The sequence below is a fragment of the Saccharothrix violaceirubra genome (assembly GCF_014203755.1).
Classification (GTDB): Bacteria; Actinomycetota; Actinomycetes; order Mycobacteriales; family Pseudonocardiaceae; genus Actinosynnema; species Actinosynnema violaceirubrum.
In genome coordinates, this window is sequence record NZ_JACHJS010000001.1 from 847,930 (window position 1) to 870,434 (window position 22,505).

The 22,505-nt window shown below is 69.1% G+C and carries 23 protein-coding genes and 1 pseudogene; 18 read left to right on the top strand and 6 right to left on the bottom strand.

Going from position 1 to position 22,505, the window contains the following annotated elements:
- Positions 1–81: 81 nt before the first annotated feature.
- The 7 genes and pseudogenes from F4559_RS04185 to F4559_RS36675 form a co-directional block, all read left to right on the top strand.
- Positions 82–1,398 (top strand): ATP phosphoribosyltransferase regulatory subunit, encoded by a 1,317-nt coding sequence (locus F4559_RS04185; RefSeq protein WP_184666253.1) that lies wholly within the window; start codon positions 82–84, stop codon positions 1,396–1,398.
- Positions 1,395–2,669 carry a histidine--tRNA ligase gene (hisS, locus tag F4559_RS04190; RefSeq protein ID WP_184666254.1) on the top strand — a complete coding sequence of 425 codons (1,275 nt, stop codon included), beginning with the start codon at positions 1,395–1,397 and terminating at the stop codon, positions 2,667–2,669. The genes F4559_RS04185 and hisS overlap by 4 nt, the downstream gene beginning before the upstream one ends.
- A 74-nt stretch (positions 2,670–2,743) precedes the next feature.
- Positions 2,744–3,760 (top strand): polyprenyl synthetase family protein, encoded by a 1,017-nt coding sequence (locus F4559_RS04195; RefSeq protein ID WP_184666255.1) that lies wholly within the window; start codon positions 2,744–2,746, stop codon positions 3,758–3,760.
- 578 nt (positions 3,761–4,338) lie between these two features.
- A complete protein-coding gene (locus F4559_RS34290; RefSeq protein ID WP_221447136.1) occupies positions 4,339–5,388 on the top strand; it encodes an Imm1 family immunity protein in 1,050 nt (349 codons plus the stop codon).
- A 105-nt stretch (positions 5,389–5,493) separates the two neighbouring features.
- Positions 5,494–5,676 carry a hypothetical protein gene (locus F4559_RS04205; protein WP_184666256.1) on the top strand — a complete coding sequence of 61 codons (183 nt, stop codon included), beginning with the start codon at positions 5,494–5,496 and terminating at the stop codon, positions 5,674–5,676.
- The gene (locus F4559_RS04210) at positions 5,676–6,221 is read left to right on the top strand and encodes a hypothetical protein (RefSeq protein ID WP_184666257.1); all 546 of its coding nucleotides are present in this window, start codon (positions 5,676–5,678) and stop codon (positions 6,219–6,221) included. Before F4559_RS04205 ends, F4559_RS04210 begins: the two co-directional genes overlap by 1 nt.
- 202 nt (positions 6,222–6,423) lie before the next feature.
- Positions 6,424–6,972: pseudogene (locus F4559_RS36675) on the top strand (TniQ family protein); the annotation flags it as partial.
- Positions 6,973–7,522: 550 nt separating this feature from the next.
- On the opposite strand, the gene F4559_RS34780 reads toward F4559_RS36675, so the two are convergent.
- From F4559_RS34780 to F4559_RS04225, 3 genes are all read right to left on the bottom strand, one after another.
- Positions 7,523–8,143, bottom strand: coding sequence for a hypothetical protein (locus F4559_RS34780; RefSeq protein ID WP_246445074.1), 621 nt, complete (start codon positions 8,141–8,143; stop codon positions 7,523–7,525).
- A gap of 96 nt (positions 8,144–8,239) precedes the next feature.
- Entirely contained in the window at positions 8,240–9,130 is an 891-nt protein-coding gene (locus F4559_RS04220) for a phosphotransferase enzyme family protein (protein WP_184666259.1), read from the bottom strand.
- The gene (locus tag F4559_RS04225) at positions 9,127–10,440 is read right to left on the bottom strand and encodes a helix-turn-helix domain-containing protein (RefSeq protein WP_184666260.1); all 1,314 of its coding nucleotides are present in this window, start codon (positions 10,438–10,440) and stop codon (positions 9,127–9,129) included. The genes F4559_RS04220 and F4559_RS04225 overlap by 4 nt, the downstream gene beginning before the upstream one ends.
- 165 nt (positions 10,441–10,605) lie before the next feature.
- Between F4559_RS04225 and F4559_RS04230 the strand changes: the two genes are divergently transcribed.
- From F4559_RS04230 to fxlM, 6 genes are all read left to right on the top strand, one after another.
- Entirely contained in the window at positions 10,606–10,752 is a 147-nt protein-coding gene (locus F4559_RS04230; protein ID WP_184666261.1) for a hypothetical protein, read from the top strand.
- Between the two features lie 4 nt (positions 10,753–10,756).
- Positions 10,757–10,984: a hypothetical protein gene (locus F4559_RS04235; RefSeq protein WP_184666262.1), complete on the top strand. Its 228-nt coding sequence runs from the start codon at positions 10,757–10,759 to the stop codon at positions 10,982–10,984.
- A 386-nt stretch (positions 10,985–11,370) separates the two neighbouring features.
- A complete protein-coding gene (locus F4559_RS36200) occupies positions 11,371–11,526 on the top strand; it encodes an FxLD family lanthipeptide (RefSeq protein WP_184666263.1) in 156 nt (51 codons plus the stop codon).
- Between the two features lie 58 nt (positions 11,527–11,584).
- Complete coding sequence (locus tag F4559_RS04245; protein ID WP_184666264.1) at positions 11,585–14,554, top strand: lantibiotic dehydratase; 2,970 nt, start codon at positions 11,585–11,587, stop codon at positions 14,552–14,554.
- Positions 14,551–15,690: a lanthionine synthetase C family protein gene (locus F4559_RS04250; protein ID WP_184666265.1), complete on the top strand. Its 1,140-nt coding sequence runs from the start codon at positions 14,551–14,553 to the stop codon at positions 15,688–15,690. The genes F4559_RS04245 and F4559_RS04250 overlap by 4 nt, the downstream gene beginning before the upstream one ends.
- Positions 15,691–15,718: 28 nt before the next feature.
- The gene (fxlM, locus tag F4559_RS04255) at positions 15,719–16,945 is read left to right on the top strand and encodes a methyltransferase, FxLD system (protein WP_184666266.1); all 1,227 of its coding nucleotides are present in this window, start codon (positions 15,719–15,721) and stop codon (positions 16,943–16,945) included.
- 201 nt (positions 16,946–17,146) lie between these two features.
- Here fxlM and F4559_RS04260 read toward each other — a convergent pair whose 3' ends face one another.
- Positions 17,147–17,935, bottom strand: a complete 789-nt coding sequence (locus F4559_RS04260) for a hypothetical protein (RefSeq protein WP_184666267.1) — start codon at positions 17,933–17,935, stop codon at positions 17,147–17,149.
- 95 nt (positions 17,936–18,030) lie between these two features.
- Here F4559_RS04260 and F4559_RS04265 point away from each other — a divergent pair, with 95 nt between their 5' ends.
- The 5 genes from F4559_RS04265 (at position 18,031) to F4559_RS04285 (ending at position 20,298) form a co-directional block, all read left to right on the top strand.
- Positions 18,031–18,237 (top strand): hypothetical protein, encoded by a 207-nt coding sequence (locus F4559_RS04265; protein ID WP_184666268.1) that lies wholly within the window; start codon positions 18,031–18,033, stop codon positions 18,235–18,237.
- 493 nt (positions 18,238–18,730) lie between these two features.
- Entirely contained in the window at positions 18,731–18,973 is a 243-nt protein-coding gene (locus tag F4559_RS04270; RefSeq protein WP_184666269.1) for a hypothetical protein, read from the top strand.
- A gap of 2 nt (positions 18,974–18,975) precedes the next feature.
- A complete protein-coding gene (locus F4559_RS04275; RefSeq protein WP_184666270.1) occupies positions 18,976–19,380 on the top strand; it encodes a hypothetical protein in 405 nt (134 codons plus the stop codon).
- A 189-nt stretch (positions 19,381–19,569) separates the two neighbouring features.
- Positions 19,570–19,761, top strand: coding sequence for a hypothetical protein (locus F4559_RS04280; protein WP_184666271.1), 192 nt, complete (start codon positions 19,570–19,572; stop codon positions 19,759–19,761).
- A gap of 48 nt (positions 19,762–19,809) precedes the next feature.
- Positions 19,810–20,298 carry an NUDIX hydrolase gene (locus tag F4559_RS04285; protein WP_184666272.1) on the top strand — a complete coding sequence of 163 codons (489 nt, stop codon included), beginning with the start codon at positions 19,810–19,812 and terminating at the stop codon, positions 20,296–20,298.
- A 19-nt stretch (positions 20,299–20,317) separates the two neighbouring features.
- Here F4559_RS04285 and F4559_RS04290 read toward each other — a convergent pair whose 3' ends face one another.
- Both F4559_RS04290 and F4559_RS04295 read right to left on the bottom strand, forming a co-directional pair.
- On the bottom strand, positions 20,318–20,827 hold the full coding sequence (locus F4559_RS04290) for a hypothetical protein (RefSeq protein WP_184666273.1): 510 nt from the start codon (positions 20,825–20,827) through the stop codon (positions 20,318–20,320).
- A gap of 21 nt (positions 20,828–20,848) precedes the next feature.
- A protein-coding gene (locus F4559_RS04295) for an IS3 family transposase (protein WP_246445079.1) occupies positions 20,849–22,290 on the bottom strand; the annotation gives its coding sequence in 2 pieces (ribosomal slippage) (positions 20,849–21,891 and positions 21,891–22,290; 1,443 coding nt in all).
- Between the last annotated feature and the right edge of the window lie 215 nt (positions 22,291–22,505).

Consider the following 22,505-nt stretch of genomic DNA (forward strand, 5'->3'; position numbering starts at 1 on the left):
TGCGTTTCGTGTCCACGTGATGGATCGAGACTGTCGGGGTGGCGGATGGGGTTGTCCGGTGTGCACACGCCGTTGGTCGGGATGGTCGACCTGTTCGGGCGGGAGTTGAGGAAGCGGCAGTTGGTCGTGGCCGTGTTGGCGAAGGTCGTTCGGCTTCACGGTTACGAGCAGGTCGAGGTGCCGTTGGTGGAGCGGGCCACGTCGTTCTCCGAGGAGGTCGTTGGGCGCTCGCCGTGGCCGGAGTGGGACAGTCGGGGGTGTTTCCACCTGAGGGCGCCCGATTACCCGTCCTCCTACGAGGACGCGCCCGATCACACGGATGTGCTCCTGGTGCCCGAGGGGACCATTTCGGTTACTCGCTGGATCGGTTGTCGGCTCGCGGAGAGTCCTGACATGATCTTTCCGGTGAAGTTGTTCTACGACATGCCGTGTTTCCGTAACGAGGTCGTGGCCGAGTTGACCGGGACGAAGAGGCGTCAGTTCACCCAGTTCGGTCTGGAGATACTGGGCGCCGAGCCGGGGAACTCCGATGTCGAGGCCGTCTACCTGATCACCCGGTGTCTGGAAGAGTTGGGTGTGGCGGCGGGTGGTACGCGGGTCCGGGTCGGTGACGTCGGGGTGTTCAATCGCCTGGTCGAGTTGAGCGGGCTCGGGCCGGACGCCGCGATCCAGGTCAAGGAGGTGCTCGACGCGATGGCCGAGTGCAAAGCCGGGAAGGCGCCGGAGAGGGCGTCCGGGCTGCTCGGACGGCTGGCCGGTGTGCTGGACGCCGGTGGTGTGAGCCGATTACCGCACGACGTGTGGATGGGGCTCGCCCATGCGGGAGATTCGGTGTCCTTCCTCCGCGCCCTGCATGACAGTGTGATCGACGAACGGTTGGACGATCTCGCGCGGCTCGTCCATGTGTTGGAAGCGCTCGGCGTCCGAGTGGAGACAGACCTCTGCGTCGTGCGTTCGCACGAGTATTACACCGGGATCGTGTTCGAGATCGACGTCGTAACCGAGGAATATTCACACGTCGAGGTCGGTGGCGGCGGTCGTTACGACAAGTTGGTCGGCCACTTCGTTCCCGACGGCGGAGTCGACCGCATCCCCGCCACGGGCTTCGCGTTCGGTGTCGAACGCCTGGTGGAACTGCTCGATCATCTCGACCTCCTGCCCGCCCATCGAGTGTTGCGATCCTCGATCGGGTTGTCTGAGTCCTCTGCCGAGAAGTTGGTGGCTTCGGGGCCCGGTGCGCAGGAGTACCTTTCAGCGGTTCGGATCGCGGCGGCGGACCGGGCCGCGGGTCATCCGGTGGACATCTACCTCGGTGTGCCCGACCAGGTCGAGCGCTACGCCGAGAGCCGGAAGATCCCGCAAACCGTGAGCTGTGAGCCGCAGAGGGCCGATAGGTGAAGATCGACAACAGTCCGCCGCGTGGTACCCGTGATCTGCTTCCCGACAGTGTCGCCACACGTGACCACGTCCTGGCGAAGATCGGCGAAGTGTATCGCCGCTTTGGTTACCACCGGATCGAGACGCCCGCTTTGGAGGACATCCGGCGGCTGCAAGGCGGCGAGGGCGGCGAGAACGAGAAACTGATCTTCCAGGTCCTCAAACGCGGCCTCGACGACGAGACCGCCGCGGGCACCCGGACCCGGGACCTGGTGGATCTCGGGTTGCGGTTCGATCTGACGGTTCCCCTGGTGCGGTTCTACGCCCATCATCACGCGGCATTGCCGACTCCTTTCCGGGCATTCCAGTTCGCACCGGTCTGGCGGGCCGAAAGGCCGCAGAAGGGCCGCTACCGGCAGTTCCACCAATGCGACATCGACCTGATCGGCGACGCGTCCGTGCTGGCCGAGGTCGAGTTGATCGAGGCGACGACCGAGGCCCTGGACGCGGTGGGGATCACCGACACGACGGTGCGCCTGTCCGACCGGCGTTTTCTGTCGGCACTGGCGGCGCATGTCGGGCTGGAAGAACCGGCGTGGCCCGGGTTCTTCATCGGCTTGGACAAACTCGACAAGATCGGGTGGGACGGTGTGCGTGCCGAGTTGGTCGACAAGCGCGGACTGCCCGCCGCGGCGGTGGACCAGTCCCGGACGATCATCGAGGGACTGATCGGGCTCGACGCGGACAAGGTCGCCGACCGGCTCGCCGACGCAGTGCCGGCACTGCCCGAGGCCGTCGTAGCGGACATGGCGACTACAGTGGAATGCCTGGCCGAGTTGGGTAGGACGCGGGCAGTCGGGTGGGAGTTCGATCCCACGTTGGTGCGGGGTATGGGCTACTACACGGGCCAGATCTTCGAGATCTCACACCCGAAGTCGTCCTCGTCCGTCGCGGGCGGCGGGCGTTACGACAAGCTCGTGGGCCGCTCGCTGGGCAAGGACATTCCGGCGTGCGGGTTCTCGTTGGGCTTCGAACGGATCGTCGACCTGATAACCGAGGCTCCCGCCCGTTCGGCGTTGGCGGTGCTGTTCGAGCCGGACGTGCCGATCTCGCACGCGTTGGAACGCGCGCGGCAATCGCGTGCCGAGGGCAGAGAGACCACGGTGGTCCGGCGCAGCGGAAAACTCCCCGCCCAACTCACCCGTCTCGAGGGGCAGGGGTTCACCGGGGTGGTCCATCTCAGGGACGCCGCGGCCGTCGAAGCGGAGCGTCCGTTGGGCGGGGTTCGTTAGATCCATCCGGGAGGCCGGCGGTGCCCGAGGCGTTCGACCGACTCAGCCCACGCTTGGCGGAGCTTTACTCTGCGGTGCTCGCCAGGGAGTTGGCGGACAGTCCCGAACTGGCGCCGCTGCACGACGCCTACACCGAGTACGCCCTGCGCGACCGGCACCTGCCGCGGCCTGTGCTGGCGTACTTCGGCTTCCACGCTTTCGCCGATGCGGTGGACTATTCCGACGTCGACCGCATCGGCGAGGCGTTGATCGTCCCGCAACTCCTGCGGGACGTGCTGGCCATCCACGACGACATCGTGGACGAGGACCTGGACAAGTTCGGTGCGCCACCACTGCCGGTGGCGCTGTCGGGTGCGGAAGGACGACTCACCCGACGGGGCAAGGACTTGGCGCTCTACTACGGGGACTTCCTGGTCGGCGTGCTCCACCGGGTGGCGTCGGGTGTTCCCGGTGAGGCCGGTCGTTCGTTGGTGCGGTTGATCGCGGACACGCTCTACGTGAATCAGCGCGGCCAACTCGCCGAACTGCTCGCCGAGACGAAGCCTCTGGCCGAGACCTCCGTCGACGACCTGCTGGTGATCGGGGAACGCAAAGCAGCGCACTACTGCTATTCGTTCCCGTTCCGCGTGGGAGCGGTGCTGGCCGGGCACGACGGGCGTCGGATCGAGCCGGTTTGCCGTGTACTGCTCAAGATCGGTACCGCGTCGCAGGTCGTGGACGACATCACCGGGACGTTCCCGGGAGTGGTCGACCACGACAAGGACACTCTCGGTGAGATCGCGAACCTCCGTCGCACTGTGCCCTTGGTCCTACTCGCGACGGGGCGGCATTCGGAGCGCGCGGCGGCGTTGCTCGCGGCTCCGACACCACTGCCGCCGGACGACGCCGCGAGGCTCCGGGAGGAATTGTGGTGCGGTGACGTGCCCGACCGGGCGTTGACGCTCGGGCGGGGATTGGTCGACGACATCACGACAGGACTGGCCCGGCTCGACCTGGGGCGCGCGGCGGCCCGCTACCTGGACGATCTTGTGGCGTACCGGCTGCGGGACAGCCTGGACAGGTTCGAACGCGCGATCGGTCGATCCCGTTGAGGGGAATCTCGTTTCGACAACATCTCGGGGTGATCTTAGCGCTGCTTTTGGTCGTCCTGTTCGGCTGTAGAAAGGCGCCGGAAGAAGGAGAGCCCGTTCCACCGCTCACCGGCCAGGTCTCCTCGTACGACTCGTATCCACCGAGCAGTCGGTGAGCTGGCCAGCGGACCGACTGTCGGCCTCCAACCCCGTTGCAGCGGTCGCGGATCACGAACCCACGTTGTTCCGCCACGTGCGGTCTACGCGACAGACCTTTGATGCGGATGTCCGTGCCTGATCCAGTGGAGGACTGATGCGTAGTTCGAGTGAACTTGTTGGTCGACCTGCGGCCTGTCAGTGCCTCGTCAGGTCTTTGACCTGGTCAAACGTGAGATTGCCGATCCGGCAATTGGGCATCGATGTGTCTTGAGTCACAACGTGATCCGCTTGGTTGATTATGGACTGCATGTGCAGTCAGCCTCTGCTCGTCGGGGGCGTGCTTCGTCAAGGAGCGTGCATGGGGCCAGGGGGTCTCTTTGTCTGTCCGCCGCATGGCGGCGCGTAGTTGGTCGCTGCGCGCCCTGAGTTGGTTCGTGTCGTTGGCGCTCGTCCTGGGGGCCTCGACGCTATTGTCGATCCGGTCGGCCGTGGCCGAGCCGGCGTGCACCACGGTCGAGCAGGACGCTGCCGTTGCCGTGGATGTGGCACGCCGTTGCGACGCCCGTGTCGAGATCGGGTCCGCCCGCACGGAGACGGCGCAGACCTTTGCCCGACCCGACGGCGGCTTCTCGACCGGGGAGTCCCCGACTCCCCGGTGGGCGCGGAAACCTGATGGTTCCTGGGCCGACGTCGACGTCACGTTGATGCCTTCGGCGGACGGCTCGATCTCACCGAAGGTGTCCGTGTTGCCGATTGTCTTCTCCGGCGGCGGCATGGGTCCCGTGGCGCTGGTCCGTGACAGCGACCGTGAGCTGGCGTTGACCTGGCCCGGTGGTGCTCTGCCGGAACCGGTGCTGTCCGGGGCGGACGACCTACCCCGAGGTGCTGCCCGGTGTCGATCTGCGATTCACCGCGTCAGTACCAGTTTGGTATGCGGGATCCGCGACCCCGATCGTTCTGAAAGGAGTGAGATGACGCCGATTCTCAATGTGGCCGTTCATGGCAAATATGAATACGCGGACTACTGGGGCGGAATGTCCGCGTTGATCACGGAGGTCGTCGAGAATTTGAAGTCCGAGCGAGTCGACATGCCGTGGATTGATCCCGGTGAACAGGCGTGCTTCATGTTCGCGGACGGTCGACACTTCGCCGATAATCGTGATTGGTGGCCTGACAACTACCTTTACGTGGCGGTCAACCGGTCGACCGGATATGGCGGTTTGACGTGGATGGCCGGTGGTGAACGCGCCCTCAACGGGAGTGATGGGATTTCGGATGGCATCTGGGTGAGTGATAACGCTTCGTTTCCGGATTTTGACCCGCGTGTGGTTTCCGATCCGGGATTTCCGCTCTTCTACGATCCGCGTAGTACGGTTCCGATTTCGCAGGTGCGCCTCGTTCTGGAGAATTTCTGCAGTGCCCGTACGGGGGATCGGCCTGACGGCATCGAATGGGTTCTCGGTGAATTGAACGGTCAGCGTGTAGAATAGAATCGCGCAACGATGTCGACCTCGAATATGCGAGGTTTCGCTGTTGTGCGAGCGCTGATGCGTTCTGCGGACGGGTAGGCCACTTGTTTGGCTCACTTACTGGCAGTGGGTGAAGACTTCGTGGAGGAAGGTTGGTACGTGTGGCGGGGGAGGCTGAATGTCGCGGGTAACGGTCAGGCGGGCTACTGGGGGGTCGACATTAACGGTAAGATTGGCCACTTCGGGCCTTTCGGTGGGAGTTTGCAGATCGGTATCGACGTGTTCGAGACAGCTGAAATCCGCTTCTGATGACACTTTTTGAAGATCTTTCCCCGCTTGACCTCCTCTCGCTGTCCCGTGCGTTGTTGTCGGAGGAATTTGCGGCTGCGGAGCTTACCCCTTTTGATTGGCTGGGCATCGTCGAAATGCTGGAGGGGAGTCTGGTCGATAAATGTCAAGATTTGACTCCGAGAGAGTGGTCCGTCTGCGTTCTGGCCCTTGCACGCTCCCATGCCTCGGCAGTTGATTCGGGAATTCTCGACGATCGTGAAGTACTCGTGCGCAGGTTGAATCTCGGCGCGGTCCTGACCCGCGGCGTCCCGGTCAGTCGCGAGTTCGAGATCCTGAACCCCGATGCTTTGATTGCCGAACTTTTCCGGAAATTGCCCATGACGATCGATGAAGCCAGGAGAATGTCGGCCGATTGGCGAAGTCTGGAAATTTCGCAGATTCGAGTACTGCGCTCTGTCAAGAATCTCGTGACGCCGGCTGTTCAGCTTGCACGCGTTGCTCCGGGTACTGCGTGGTTGCCGATGCTGCGGTTGTGGGCGGATATTCTGCCGGACTTGCCATGATGGCGGATAGGGATCAGAGCCCGTCCGCTCGTCGTGGTGATCAGGGTTGCTGGCCGTGTACGACGCGGGCACCTGTCGGGTGCCACTGAGGATTTCAGTACGGCACCACCACTTTTCAGTGGACATTGCAGTGGACGGCCAAGATTTCAGTACCCGGCGAGTCGCGACGAGCGGCTGACCCGGGCCGGGTATCTCTGCACCTGTGTTCGCCTGGCAACAGGACCGGCGTCGGCTTCACGAGGCCGCCGACCGGGCAGAGGCAGCTAAGGAGGTTCAGCGTGAACAGGAGGAGGCAGTCCGTGCGGCCTTGCCCCTGTGGGCTCGGGACGGGCGGCTGAGATCCGGGCGGTTGGCGTGCGTCCCGGTTCCACACGAAGGTGAGGCGTTCACTTCGTGGGTCGCTCGTTCGGCGGACACGCACATGATCGCGATCGACCGGATGTTGAGGAACCTGGGACTGCCGTCCTCGGTGTCCGCAGTACGTATGGGCGTGGAGCTGACCGCTGAGCGCTTGGAATCGGTGACGGCCGCGACCGGCCTCCAGGAGCAGCAGGTGCAGGCCATGCTGCTGACGAGCGCGGTGAAAACCCGTCGCCGCCTGCTGACCTGGAGCTGGAACCGGTCGAGTCGTCGTCCTCCGTGGCCGCTACGGGCGACCGGTTCGGCGGTATGCCCCGAGTGTGTCGCACAGGAGCCGACGATCTGGGAGCGGGACTGGAGGTTCCTGACCGTCGTTGCGTGCATCGAGCATCGGCTCTACCTGCACAGTTGGTGCCCTTCCTGTCGGGCACCCATCCAGATCGGCCACCAGTCGCGGTATCTGGACACCTGCGCGGTGCCGTCGGCCGACTTCGTACGGCGCCGATCGCTCGACGGAAGGTGGAGTCGACGGAACCCTCGGGTGAGGACTCGTAGTGTGGTCGGGTGCGGTGCGCGCTGGGACGAGTTGCCTCGCTACCCGGTCGCCAATGACCGGGTTCTGGCCTTGCAGGATGTGCTGACCGGGCGGTTGAGTGCGGCCGACCTGTCTCCTGGCTACGGATACGACCTGCACATGGCGCTGAGGCTGGCGGTGCAACTCGGTCAGCGTGGCACCGCAGGGTGTCGCGCCGACCGCGCACCTTTCCGAGGTGGACGGGACACCACAGTCCGCCGAGGCGGGTTGGCTGCCGTGGGGACGGGTCGACCGGCAGCGGCGGCGTTGGGAACTCCGGCGGAGAAACCTGCTGATGAGGCCGGTGTTCACGGTCGAACCAGGCGGTCGGGCATCACTGTGATGACCATCCTTCCGCCGGCCGCGGTCAGAGTTCGTCACCGCATCGGACGCAGAAGCCGAAGATGCCGTCGACGGCGACCCGTTGGCAGCCGACGCAGACTTCCCCGCCGCAGTGGTAGCAGGTCATGGAGGCGCTGTCGGCGAGATCGAAGTAGAGCCCCGGGTTCGCGCGTCGCATCGCCAGCTCGGTGGACTCGCAGGCGTCGGGGCAGCGGCCGTCCGGGCCCGCGTCGCGAAGAGGAGGGAACACGGTGCAGCGGGTGTAGCGGCTCAGGGGGGAGTGGTCGAGCTGGTCGGTGCAGCCGTTGGGACACGGCCAGTTCTGGGGTCGCAGGACGAGCGGGTCGCAGAGGTGGCACGAGCCGGCGGCCTGCCCGCGGCCGGGATGGGCCGGGCACTCCCGCTTGAGGGGGAAGTCCCGCCCGGAGGTGGGGCCGATGTAGCCCGGAGGGGTGTATCGGTACGCGCAGTTGTAGCAGTCGACCTGTTCGGCCCAGGCGGTTCCGTCGTCCGGGATCCTCGCCCGGTCGGGCCGGATAACGGACCCGCAGACTGTGGTGCGACCGTCGGTGCTGATGTGAATCCGGCCGCTGCGCCAGCGGACGAGGACGACGTCCGGCGGTCGTTGGTGTTCCTGGACTGCCATGTCGGACCTCGCTTCTTTCACGTGGCGATCAGACCACGGCCGACTCCGTGTGCGGGGTTGGTGCGCGTGTCTCGGTGGATCTGGCGTTGTCGGCGGTCATGGTGCCGGGGTCCAGGCCCAGGGGCGACTTCCCACGCGGTGGCGCAGGCAATCGACCCTCGATCGGGCTTCGTCGCGGGCGGCGGGGTGTTCGGTGGCCCGCTGGGCGAGGTAGCAGGTCATGCGGAGTTCGCGGATGTCGCGCAGCAGGGAGAACCCGGCCCAGGTAGTCACGTCGTGGCCGTAGCGGCGGCAGAAGTCGTGGTAGTCCGCGGCGGTGACCCACCCGAAGCTGGTGTGTTTGATCGCGGTGCTGACCAGGTCCCATTCGGGTGGTCCGACGGCGCAGCGTTCCAGGTCGAGCAACACGACCCGTCTGTCGGCGGTGGCGACGACGTTGCCGACCCAGGCATCGCCGTGCACCACGCGGGCCGGCAGCCCCGGAGGGAGGTCGAGGTAGCGGTCTTCGAGAGTGCGCAGGTGAGCGCGCAGCCAGTGCCGGTCCTGCGCGGGCAGGGTGAGGGCGGAATCGATCCGGTCGCGCAGCCGGACGAAGGGGTCCAGGTCCCCCAGCGGTAGGTCGTCGGGGACGGGCAGGTCGTGCAGGCGACGGATCGCCCCGGCGACTTCGGCGGGGGTGCCGTGGCGGTGCGGGGGAAGCTCTTCCCAGAACGTCGCCGCGCGGTCGCCGGACAGGATGGGCTGGGCCACGGAGTCGAGGGCGCGGACGGCGGGGACGTCGTGGTCGGCGAGCCAGCGGGCGATCCGGATCTCCTTCTCGGCTGCGTGGTGCTGGCCGGGACGGCTGATGCGGACGACGATGCCGCCGGGCAGGCGGTAGACCGCGTTCTCGCCCAACCGGACCGGTTCCGCTTCGGCGGGGTCGAGTCCGAGCCTCGCGCAGGCGTCGACGAGCGCGCGGCCGAGGTCGTCGGAAGTCGGGCTCACGAGGCCAGGACTGCGGCGGTGATCCGGTGTCTCAGCAGTCCGACTTCCGGGGTCGTCCGGTGCCGTAGGCCGTAGCGGGCGAGTTCGCGCAGGTCGTCGGCGGCGCGGCGGGATCGCAGGGCGCCGGCGGCGTCCAACGCCGAGGAGCCGATCGCGGCGGCCTCGCGGGGGTCGTCGGTGGCCATCGTCAGCGTGGCGAGCTTGATCCGCGACATGGTGCGGGACCGGGCGAAGGCGTCGGTGTGCCCGGCGACCGCGCTCGCCAGCCGTGCCGTGGCCTTGTCGGCGGAACGTCCGCCCACCGCGAGGTCGAACAGGGCGTGCCCGGTGTCCCCGTGGTGTTGGGCGGTGTCGTAGTAGGCCATCCACGGCGGGTCCTCGGCGGGGGCGGCGTGGGCGAAGTGGTCGTCGGCGGTTCCCACCGCGACCAGGGTGTCGCGCACGCGCCCCATCTTGGCCAGCGCACGGGCGTGTGCGGTGTGGAGCATCGCGCGTTCAGTGGGGGTGAGCCGGTCGGCGCGGACCAGGGCGTGTTCGGTCAGGGTCAGGCCCTCGTCGGGTTTGCCCAGCCAGATCGCCTGCCGGGCCATCGAGGACAGGATCTTGGCGCGCAGGTGCCAGTCGTCGGCCTCCTCCGCGCAGGCGAGCGCGAAGCCGAACACGCGACGGGCGTCGTCGTGGGCGTAGCCGTCGAAGGCCATGAACCCGCACGTGTGGGCGAGGTAGCCCACCGCGCTGTGCAGCGGGCCGTGCAGTCGTGCCGGGTAGGCGGTCTCCAACAGGCCGGCGGAGAAGCGGAGCTGGGCGAGCACGGCCTCGCGGGTCAGCCCGCCGCCGTAGGTGTGATCCCACCCGGCGAACACCCGGGCCGCGGTGTGGACCTGCTCGATCTCGGTCCGCCCGATCCGGGCGGGCACGGGAGTGGGCTCGTTGCCCTCCAGTAGCGCAGTCACCGGCGCCAGCGCGAGGGAACCGACTCCGAGGGCGGCGGTACGCAGGAACTGCTTGCGGTCCACGGTCGACAGCTTTACCACCGCCCGGCGGCGGTTGCCGAACCCCAACGCGGCGTCCGTCGGCGCACCCAGGACCGCGCGCAACGCTTCCCGGTACAGCGGGCCGGGCCACCGGATCACGCCGCGTTCGAGCTTGCCGACGTAGTTGGCGTCGATCTCCACGGTGGTGCCGTGCTGCCGCCAGACATGGGCGTTGACCAGCTCGGCGAGTTCCTGTCGAGACAGGCATTCGCCGGGATTGACCGGGGACTCGGTGCGTTCCCGCGCGGCCCGGAGTCGATCGTTCGCCGTGCGCATGGCCGACCCTTCCGGTGGTGTGACCGGCGCCATCGTGGCACAGGTCGTGGCCGCATCCGTACGGGTCGTGACGAGGGGAGGATCGCAACCCTCCCCGAACCCTCCCCTTGACCTCCCCGGAACCCTGGGCTGTCCGTGGGACGAATCGGGACGATCGTCGACGCCATGACCCGCATCGCGTTTCGGACCGGCGGAACCACCGCCGGACATCCCGGCGCGCCCACCGCTTCGTGCCCGACGGCGATGGTGCGTGTGTCCGACAACCCGTCCGAGGCCGGCGATCGCCTGCCGGTGCGCGGCGCCGCAGCGTGACCCGATGGACACCTCCCGCCGGATCGTCGCCGTCGTCGTCGCCGTCGACAGCCCTGCCGGGCGGGTCGTCGAGGCGATCGACGACCTGGCCGCCCACCTGCCCGGCACGGACCGACCGCAGGACTGCCCGCTGTGTTCCTGGCATCCACCGCCCACGTCTCGACCGTCCTCCCGGGTCGGGCCCGAGCGACGGACGGACCCCTGGTTCGCCGCCGGGTCCGCCGAGGGATGAGCGCCCGGTTTCCGCGGTGGAGATCGAGGTTGTCTTGGCGCCTCGACCGTCCGAGTCACCGACGACGGGCCTCCCGCGGCCGGTTCCGGCGGACCTGCGGCAGCCGCCGACCGGTCGACCGTCGCGGTGCCGGGGGCTTCATGACCGGGGAGGCGCGCCCCCGCATCCCGGCGCGTCTCCCCGGGACCCCTACGCGAACCTGCGCGGCCACCGCCGCCCGATCCCGGTTCGCCGCCGAATGCTCCGTCCGTGGGCACGGTGCCCGAACCGGCACCGGAGAGGAGTGCAGCGGGAACGATCACCACCACGACACCACGACGACCGGCGGGCCGATATACGGCCCCGCCACCGAACCGGCCTGTGCGGCCGACGAAGGAGTTGCACACGTGACCACCGCTGCAATCGACGCCCCCGCCACCGACGTGTTCGACCTGGACGTGCGGGTCGAGACCCGACGGGTGGAGACCGAGGCCGCCGCCTGCCAGACCGACGACGGATGCGGGCACACCTGCGAGCTGTCGGCCTGCCACTCGCAACGTTGACCAACCCCTCGGGACCGGGCGGCACGCCCGGTCCCGAGGACCGGGGGAGGAGGTGGGGATGCCCGCCGAAGACGACTACCGACACCACGGGACCGGTGTGCTGCGGGCGGCGGCACAGACCGTCGCCGTCGACCGCTGGCCCGATCCCGACGACGCGGACGACTGCCGATCGTGGCTGGCCGACGCCTGGACGCTGCCGGGCATCGCGGCGGCCGTCCGCCACGCCAGCCCCGTCCTGAGCCGACGCGTGGAGGCCATCCTGACCGCAGACACCGTCACCGCCCGGGACCTGAACCGGGCGACGTCTGCGGTGATCCGCTATGTGCTGCGCGCGGACGGCCGCTCGACCCCGTTCGGCACCTTCGCCGGGGTCGGCACGGTCTCGGTCGGCGACTCCGCCCACGTCGCCTGGCGCCCGGACCACCGCCCGGTCGTCCGCGCCGAGGCACGCTGGCTGCACGAAGTGGTACGTCGACTCGAACAGTGCCCGGAGCTGGTGGCCCGCCTGGACGTCACGGTCGACGACACGGCCGAGGTCCGCGCCGGACGGTGGATTTCCCCCGGTCCCGAGACCGTCAGCGTCCGCCTGACCTCCGCGGTCGAACTCGTGCGGGAACAGGCCCGCACGCCGGTGCGCTTCGGTGAACTGGCCGACGCGCTCCGACGTGCCTTCCCGACCGCCGGCGACCCGACCGGCGTGCTGTCGTCCTTGCTGCGCCACGGTTTCCTGCTGACCTCGCTGCGCGCCCCGGGCACGGTCACCGACCCGTTGGGCCACCTCGTGGACCGGTTGCGCCACGCCGACGCCGCCGGCTCGCCGATGGCGCGCCTGGCCGACGACCTGGTCCACATCCACCGGCAGATCCGCGCCCACAACGACGTGCCCGACGAACAGGCCCGCATCCGCCTGGCTGACCGGATGCGGCAGGTCGCCGACTCGGTGCGCACGCCGCTGTCGGTGGACCTGCGGTTGGACGCGCACGTGCGACTGCCGCACGCCGTCGCCGAGGAGATGTGCCGCGCCGCCGGGGTGCTGGCCCGGCTCGTCCGGCAGAACACCGGAAGCAGGGACTGGCGCGACTACTTCGCCGCGTTCGTCGAACGCCACGGAACAGGAACGCTCGTACCGGTGGCCGACGTCGTCGACCGGGACCACGGCATCGGGCTGCCCGGCGGCTATCCCGGCGGCGCCCCACAGTCCGGGCGGCACGTGTTCTCCGACCGCGACGCCCTGCTGCTGGCGGTGGCGACCGAAGCGACCGCCCGCGGCGACAGCGAGGTCAACCTGGACGACGCGTTGGTCGACCGGCTCGCCGCCGTGTGCGGGGGAAGGGAGGAGATCCCGCCCCACCTGGACCTGGGTGCCCAGGTCCACGCCACCGGACCCGACGCGCTCGACCGGGGCGAATTCACACTCACCGTCGCACCCGGCCGCGCCGCCGGCACCCTGACCTCCCGCTTCACCACCCTCCTCCCGGAGGCCGCACTCGACACGGTGTTCAGCGCGTTGCCGACCACCACCACCGACGCCGTCCCCGCGCAACTGTCGTTCACCCCGATCCACCCGTCGGCGGAGAACGTGTGCCGAGTGCCCGCCTACCTGCCGCAGCGGGTGTCGATCGGCGAGTACGCCGACGACGACGCGATCCGGCTGGACGACCTCGCGATCACCGCCGACCGGCACCGGCTGCACCTGGTCAGCCTGTCCCGGCGCAGGGTCGTGGAACCCCAGGTGCTGCACGCGCTGGCGCCCAAGCAGCAGCCGGTGGCCGCCCGCCTGGTCGGCGAGCTGGCCCGTGCGCTGGACCCGGGGTGGATCGGGTTCGACTGGGGACCGGTGGCCGAGACGCTGCCGTTCCGTCCGCGCGTGCGGTCGGGCCGCGCGATCCTGGCGGCGGCGAGCTGGCGGCTCACCGCGACGGACCTGCCCGAGGCACCCGACGCCCACGACGAGGCCCTGGCCCGCTGGCGGGCGACGTGGCGCTGCCCCGCACGCGTCCGACTCCGCGACTTCGACCAGTTGCTTCCCCTCGACCTCGACGTGCCGGCCCATCGGCGGATCGTGTACCGGCACCTGCGCCGCCACGACCACGCCGTGCTGCTCGAAGGCGTCGATCCGGCTGCCGACGGGTGGATCGGTGGCCACGCCCACAGCGTCGTGCTGCCGCTGACCACCACCAGGCCACCCGCACCGGCCGTGCCCGTGCACGCCCTGCCCGTCCTCACCGCCGGACACGGCCACCCGCCCGGCGCCCCCGGCTCGTCGTGGTTGTACGCCAAGCTGTTCGTACCGGCCGACCGGATGGACCACCTGCTCGCCCAGGAGTTCCCCGCACTGCTGGACGATCTCGCCGGCAGACCCTGGTGGTTCGTCCGCTACCCCCGCCCACGCGACGGCGAGGAACCGGACCACCTGCGGCTGCGAATCCGCGTCCACGACGACGCGACCGCGGTGTTCACCGCCGTCGCCGGGTGGGCCGCCGGGCTTCGCGCCCGAGGCCGGATCGGCCGGTTCGCCCTCGACACCTACTTCCCCGAGATCGGCCGCTACCACGCCATCACCGCCGCCGAGGACGTGTTCGCCACGGACTCCCGCGCGGTCCTCGCCGGGCTCGTCCACCCGCCCGACGACGACCTCGCGGCCACCGTGCCGACCGCGCTGACGATGTTCGACCTCGCCACAGCGTTCCTCGGCAGCCGCACCTCGGCAGCGGACTGGCTGCACCGGTCGAGTCCGGCCGCGTCGCCGGAACGCGCGGACGTCACCGCGATCACGCGCCTCGTCCGGGAAGGGCGCCCCGCCCCGGCCTCCCGGGACGTCACCGAAGCCCGCGAAGCACGGGCCGGGGCGCTCGCGCGCTACCGGCACGCCCTTCCCGAGACCGCCGACGTCGACGCGGTTCTGCACTCCCTGCTCCACATGCACCACAACCGCGCGCTCGGCGTCGACCGCGACCGCGAGGCGGTGTGCCTGAGACTGGCCCGGCAGGCAGCCGCCACCTGGCGCGCGACCGGGACGACGCGATGAGCGACCCGCACGCCTCCGTCGGGACGCGGGACACGCGGTGGGCGCAGTCGCTGGCCGACGGCGCGGCGGGCACCGCCCTGCTGCACCTGGAGCAGGGCGAGGAACCCCGCGCCCTGCTCCAGTCGATGGTCGCCGACCCGGTCCGGGCACACCCCGACCAGGCCACGCTGTTCGACGGCGCCCCCGCGGTGGCGTTCACCCTCGCCGCGACCCGGCACCACGGCCCCTTGGCCGTCCTCGACCGGCACGTGGACGCGATCACCCGGTCCCGCCTGGACGCGGCGCACCACCGGATCGACTCCGGCCGACTGCCCCACAAGCGGGAGTTCGACCTCGTCGCCGGCCTGACCGGACTGGGCGCCTACCTCCTCCGACGGCACACCCCCGACCGCCGGGACACGCCGTTGGCCGACGTGCTCGCCTACCTCGTGCGCCTGACCGAACCCCGCACGGACGGACTACCCGGCTGGTGGGCCGCCGACGGCCCCACCGGCCCCGGACCGGACTGGAGCGGCGGACACGGCAACCTCGGGATCGCGCACGGCATCGCCGGACCATTGGCGCTGCTCGCGCTCGCGATGCGCCGCAGCGTCACCGTGCCCGGCCAGGCCGAGGCCGTCGACCGGATCTGCCGGTGGCTGGACCTCTGGCGCTGCGGCACCGGGGACCGCGCGTGGTGGCCCGGCACCGTCACCCGCGCCGAACACACCGCTGGCACCGCACGCAACCACGGCCCGCATCGACCGAGCTGGTGCTACGGCACTCCCGGGCTGGCCCGCGCGCAACAACTCGCCGGCCTCGCACTCGACGACACCGCACGGTGGCGCTTCGCCGGGCGGGTCCTGGCGGAGTGCCTGTCCGACCAGACGCAGACGACCCGACTCGGTGACGTGTCGCTGTGCCACGGGTGGGCCGGGGTGCTGCACACTGCGTGGCGCGCGGGCGAGCACGACGAACGGGTACGAGATCATCTTCCCCGGCTCCGGGACACGCTCGCCGACCGGCTGCGCCACGACCGGCACCCACCGCACGGACTCCTGGTGGGGGAACCCGGCGCGCGGTTGGCGTTGCGCGCCGCCACCACCGACACCCCGCCCGGCACCCGCTGGGACGCCTGCCTGCTGCTCGACGACTGACCTCGCACCACCACACCGGAAGGACACGATGGACACCGACACCACCACCTCACCGGAGGCACGGCGCGCCGAGATGGTCGCCAAGGTCCGCAAGGCGGGGTACGCCCGACGCGCGGAGGTCGAACGGGTCCTGCTCGACACCCCGCGCCACGAGTTCGTGCCCGAGGCCGACCTCGACGCCGCCTACAACCCGTGGCAGGCGGTGATCACCCACCGGTTCTCCGACGGCCGGTCCCTGTCCTGCGCGTCCGCGCCGTTCGTGGTGGCGATGATGCTCGACCAGCTCGCCGTGAACCCCGGCGACACCGTCCTGGAGATCGGCGCCGGAACCGGCTACAACGCCTCCCTGCTCGCCCGCCTGACCGGCCGCGCGGACCTGGTCACCACGATCGACATCGACCCCGACGTCACCGACCAGGCCGTCCGCAACCTGACCGCCGCCGGACACGGCGACGTGCACGTGGTCACCGGCGACGGCACCGCGGGCCACGCCGACCGCGCCCCCTACGACCGGCTCATCGTCACCGTCTCCCCGTGGGACATCCCCGACCGGTGGTGGCGCCAACTCGCACCCGAGGCCCGACTGGTCGCCCCGCTGCGCTGGCGCGGCCAGTCCCGCGGCGTCGGCCTGCGCCACCTCGACGGACGCCTGGTGTCCGACTCGATGCACCTGAGCGGCTTCGTGTACCTGGTCACCGGGGACGAGGGCGAACGCGGCGCCCCCATCACCCCGGACGGGACGGTCAATCTCCACTGGGACACCGACCAGGCCGTCGACCCCGACCTGCTGCACGGCGTCCTCGACCTTCCCCGCGCCACCTCCTGGTCCGACGTCACGATCGCCGGCGACGAACCCCACGACGGGATCTGGCTGCGCCTGACCGTCACCGACCCCCGCGTGTGCCGCATCGACGCGCACCCCGACGTCGCACCCGAGGTGTGCGACCCGATCCAACGCTTCCGCGCCCCGACTCTGGTCGACGGATCGTCCCTGGCCTACCTCACGTCCCGACGTCGGGAGGAAGGCGACGACGTCCGCTGGGAACTCGGCGCGATCGGCCACGGCCCCGCCGCCGCCGAACTCGTCGAACGCCTGTGCGCCGAAGTCCGGGACTGGTCGGTCGAACGGGACGCTCGCAAGCCGACGCTCCTGATCTACCCGGCGGGCACGCCGGACGGCGACCTGGCCGACGGCACCGTCATCGACAAGACCCACAGCCGGTTCGTGCTGACCTACGACGAGGTGCCGGCCTGACACCACGCCGGTACGGGTGGGAGACCGTCCGGTGCCCCACCCGCACCGGCGTGGGTGCCGCAGGGTGAGCGGATTCCAGGCCGAGCCGGAGTGCACACCGTCACCGACAAGAGCGGTGTCCGACGGCCTCGCGGTGGTTCGTCGACCCGAAACCGGGCTCGGCGTCGAACCGGGGGTTCGCGCAATGTCCGATAGCGCGGATCAGGGCGTGGTCGGCCGCGTGTCTTGCCGCGTCCGTCGGTACAGATCCTTGGTCGCATCCACGAGGATGTCCCGCAACTCCAGGCTGGTGAGTTCTGCGATTTCCCACAACAGTTCCGTGTCGCTGAGCGTGTCGGCCGCACGCTGAGCCGGCTGCCCGGGTTCAGGCGCGGAGGTACAACCGCCGTGGCCTGCCCGACTATGCCGGGCCAGTTCCACCTCGACCCGGCGTTGCACCTCCTTCTCGATCGCGCCCTGGGAGTCCCGGTCTGCCGTGGCGACCAGGTCCGCGTATCGGCGCAGCCAGTCCCCGTCGGACGATTGCGTCGGGTCCAAGTGCACCGCGCGGTACCCCTGACCGGGATCGTCGGGATCGAAGACGACTGCGGATTCCATCGGTGGACGGCTGACGGTGGCCTTGCGGTAGCGCGACCCGAAATAGCGCAGAAGGTCGTTCTGCACGTCGTCCATCAGCTTGAGGTGCGCGAACAGCCTGTCCTCCACCGACCACGGAAGTGGCGTGGTCCCACGGCCCTCCCGACGCAGGCGCACCACGGCCATCTTCGTGCCCGCATAGTCCGTCGTCCGCTTCTCCGCCAGGCCACGCTCGACCAGGGTCCGCACCGCCCGTCTGGCCGAGTTCCACCGTGACATGTCCGCCTTTGTCGGCTCGCCGTCGTTCCAGGTCGGGTCCTGCCCGGCCAGGCTGCGCAGCAGCAACCACGCGTCCGGATGCTGCTCGTCGGCTTCGGTCAGCAGCCTCAGGACCCGACGCTGCTCGGTACCCAATCCCCGTCCCACGCGCCCGATCGTAAGTGTTCTCCGACACTGACATCCGGCCTCCGGATACGAACGCTTAGACCCCGGTGTGCAGCCTTCACGTCATGAACGACACGACCACCGCCGCGATCGCGGCGATGCTGATGGCCTTCGTCCTGGGGCTGGTCGGACTGCTGTCGACCCGACGGTCGACCACTGCCCGCCCCCGCCCACGACCTCGTGCCCGGAGGGTCAACTGGGGAACGGTGATCGTCGGGCTCGCGACTATCATCAGCACCGTGCTGGCCGCGGCGGCCTATCTCCGCGGCTGAACCCGGACCACGGGCGCACTCACGGCCGTCCTCCCGCCGCTGGCGGAGTGCTCGTGTTCGTCGTGCTCCGCACGACCAGGAGAGCGGCGTCGATGAACGACCACCACGGATGAGTCCTCGGCAACGGAAATCTTTGATGGCACCCGGCAGCTCCGGACGACCTGCCTACGGACGCGGCCTGGATGTGAGTCGACCTGGTGCCGCGCCGATCGCCCTGAGATCGGGTCCGCGTCCTCGCCGAACTGCACACGCACATGTTGCCCGGTGTCCTGGCCTTGCCCTCGGAAAGCTCCGCGAAGAAGTCCGCGAGGCAGTTCGGTTCGACCAACTGGAACAGGTCGGCAGGAACGCCGGTCCGGCGTCGTTCTCGGTGGCCCGGGGATCAGGTCGCCGTCGACTGCTTCGAGGTGGAGAAGCAGGTCGGATGCTTGGGGCAGGTGCGGAAACGACTGGGGCCACATGCGGACGTAGAGGCCGGTGGCGGTTCGCGTCAATGGCACGACCTGCCCGGCTCAACGCCGGCGCGGCACAGTTCGGCGGCGGTGGCCGAGCGGAGGCCTTCGACAACCTGCGGCACGCAGACATGTCCACAATGGACGATGATGCGGCGACGGACCTGTGGAATTCCGGCGGACGCCACGACTACGACCACATCCAGCGCACGACCGGGCGGTTCGGGAACGAGCACTACTTCCGGAATACGATCTACCACCTGTTCGCGAACACCAGGAGTTGACCATGCCCGACGATCGCATCGGTGAGTATCGGCTCAGGCGCCGGCATGCGGGCGTCGGCTACTTCGGCCAGGTCCGTGTCCGGTTGACGGCGGTGGGCGAGGGCACGTCGCCGGTCACGTGGGAGGTCGATCCCGACGACGGGTCCTCGCTCCAGCCCGGACCCGACCGCGAGTTCGTGGACGCGGCCGTCGCGGGCGCCGGGGACGGCCTCGACCTGGTGACCGGATGCGGCGTGGACCCCGCCGGCGCCGCCGTCGAGGTGGTCCACGCCCAACTCGACCTGACCGACATCGAGGTGTCCGCCGTCCGCACGGCGGCGGCGCTCGCGGTAGCGGACGCGTTCGGCGTGGCCGACCGGCTGCGACCGGTCTTCCGCCAGGGGTGGACCGTTGACGTCGCCTCTTGAGGTCCACACGATCCCTCGTGCCGTTTCGAGGGTTGGCACCGTCCGAGTGCTCTGATGATCTGCCGCCCGGTGGCCCGTTCCACGGGCCTGGCCGGAGGTCCTTCTCCTCCTGCCATTGGTCATTCCGACCGGGACGAATACAGTTGGGCCCGGCGTCCCGAGCTTGGCTATCGCTACGATCACGCACACGTGGACCCACGGCTCTTGGTCCACCTGACCGGATGCTCCTACCAGCACGAGACCCGCGAACCCGGCCCCGACGGCGACCGCCTGACGGATCACTCCGCGCTGGTCGTGCACCTGGCGATCGAGCCGGTGGACAGACTGCTAACCTCCGACCCCATCACGGTGGCCGCGCACGTCGAACCGACCCTGTTCTGACGCCGCCAGCCATCGGTCCGCAGTCCGGAATCCGAGGGATCTCGACGGATGGCCACTATCGGCACGGCGCCGCGTATCGGTGCTCGCGTGCTTTTGTTCGACGACGCTGATCGTGTTCTGCTCGTTCATGCCCGTGACCCCGATCAGCCTGACCAGCACTGGTGGGAGTTGCCCGGTGGAGGTCTGGACCCTGGCGAGTCGGCCGAGCAAGCTGCGGTGCGGGAGTTGCGTGAGGAGACCGGTATCGAGGTGGACGAGTTGGGTCCCTGTGTGTGGATCAGGGAGAGCCGCTTTCACTATCGGGGTCGGGACCATCACCGGCTCGACTACGCCTACCTGGCCTATGCGACTGGGGATTCCACGGGCGAGACCGAGTTGAGCGCGAACGAGCGTGTGGGTCTGGTCGAAGTGCGGTGGTGGACGGTCGGCGAGTTGCGGGCGACTGCGGACCGTCTGCTCCCTGCGTGTCTTCCCGGCCTGGTCGAGGACTTCGCCGTGGGAATGGTGCCTGCTGTTCCGCTGCTGTTGACGGTCTGAGTGTGGTGGTCACCGCCGTTCAGGCGGTGACGTCGGTCGCGTACCTGCACTTGGTCGGCTTGCCGTGGTGCAGTCCGGAGCACTCGACCGGTCCGAGGGTTCGGGTGGGGATGGACAGGGTGCGGCGATGGTGGGTTTCGAGATCGTCGATCCGGTCGCCGTCTACTGCTTCGAGGTGGGGAAGCAGGTCGGATGCGTGGGGTAGGTGTGGGAACGCCTGAGCCCACATGCGGAAGTAGAGACCGGTGGCGGCACGCGTCAGTGGAGCGATCTGGCTGGCTTCGCAGCTGGCGCAGCACAGTTCGGCGGCGGTGGCCGGGCGGGTATCGGTGCCGGCCGCGACGCGGTCGAGCAGGTCGCGGCAGTGTGAGCGGTGGACGAATTCCGTGGCCATGAGCGGGTGGGTCGGGGTCAGCAGGGCGAAGCTGTGGTGAAGGAGATCGGCCTTGGTCGGGTGGCGATGTGTCGCTTCGTCGATCTCGTCTTCGGCCCAGAGGAATTGAAGGCAGGTCGTGTCGGTAGTTGTCAAGTCAAGTGAGACACGTTGTGTCTATGGGGCCGGTTGTGGTTGGTCGAGGGGTTGGTTGATCCAGGCCACCTCGGGCAGCGCGGGTGGGCGGGGTCGGCGGGCGAATCGCTCCGGGTGTCGGGCGTGGGCGCGGTCGAGAGTGGCCTGGCGTTGATCGCGGATCCGTCCGGCCGTGCCGAAGTGCACCGAGGCCGGGGTGTGCATGCCGATGCCGGAGTGGCGGTGCTCGTGGTTGTAGGCCAGGAAGAATCCTTCGCAGAACAGGCGGGCGTCGGCGAGGGAGCCGAACCGGTCGGGGAAGTCGGGCATGTACTTCAGGGTCTTGAACTGCGCCTCGGAATAGGGGTTGTCGTTCGAGGTGCGGGGGCGGGAATGCGAACGCAGGACCCCGAGGTCGGTCAGGAGTTCGGAGACCGGTTTGGACACCATGGCGCCGCCTCTGTCGGCGTGGATCGTGTGCGGTTCGGTGCCGTTGCGGGCTATGGCCTCGGCGAGGAAGTCCTTCGCCAGGACGGCATCCTCGGCGGCGGCGACCAGCCAGCCGGTGACGTAGCGGGAGAAGATGTCCAGCACGACGTAGCACTTGTACCAGACGCCTTTGACCGGTCCTTTCAACGCGGTGATGTCCCAGGACCACACCTCGCCCGGGCCGCGGGCGGACAGCTCGGGCCGGGTCCGCGGCGGGTGGGTGGCGATCCGGCGGCGTTCGCGGACCTGGCCCTGGGCGCGGGCGATCCGGTACATCGTCGAGATCGAGCACCAGTAGCGGCCCTCGTCCAGTTCGCGCGCCCACATCTGCGGGATCGCCAGATCCCGGTAGGCCGGTGACGTCAGCACCTCCAGCACCCGGGCGCGCTCGTCGGCGTCCAGGGCCTGGGGTGGGGGTGTCCGCGCCGGCCGCGGCCCGTGCATCGGGCCTTTCCGGTTGGCGTGCCGGTAGTGCGTCGCCCGGGAGGTCCCGGTCAGCGTGCATGATTTCTTCACCGAGAGACCGGCCGCGCGCAGTTCGGTGAACGCGGTCGTCAGGATTTGCGAGGCGGCGTGTCGTCCTCCGCGCTCCCGGACAGTTCCTCCAAGAGCGCGTGTGCTTTTCCCATGATGTCCAGTGCCATTCGGGTCTTCGCGAGATCGGAGGCGAGTTTCTCGTTCTGGCGGCGCAGTCTCTCCAGTTCGATCTGTTCGGCGGATTTCCTCGCCGGTTTCGTCTGGGCGCCGGGCTCGGCGGGTTGGCCGGTCAGGCGTCCCGCGTCGCGTGCCCGGGTCCATTCGATGATGTGGGAGGAGTAGAGGCCCTCGCGTCGCAGGATCGCTCCCTTCTCCCCGGCGGGGGCGTTCTCGTACTCGGTGACCACGGCCAGTTTGTAGTCCGGGGTGAACACCCGGCGCGACGGACGCGGCGCCGGGTCGGCCTGGTCGTCGCGGGAGGGCCGGGACTGCTTGTCGGATGGCGAGGACACGGTCATCAGGATCTCCGATCCCGCCCTCGATCATGAACCCACCCTCACACAGGGTGTCTCACGTAAGTCTGACCAAGAGGGTGTCGAGGTCGGCCGCGTTGTGCAGCAGTAGAGCGGTGAGTGTACTTGAGGTGTTCTGAGTGGAAATGCGCATGAGCTGCTCCTGATCGCGCGGGGTGTGGGCACCACGCTTCGAGCAGGTCCCGCCTCGACGGGGCACG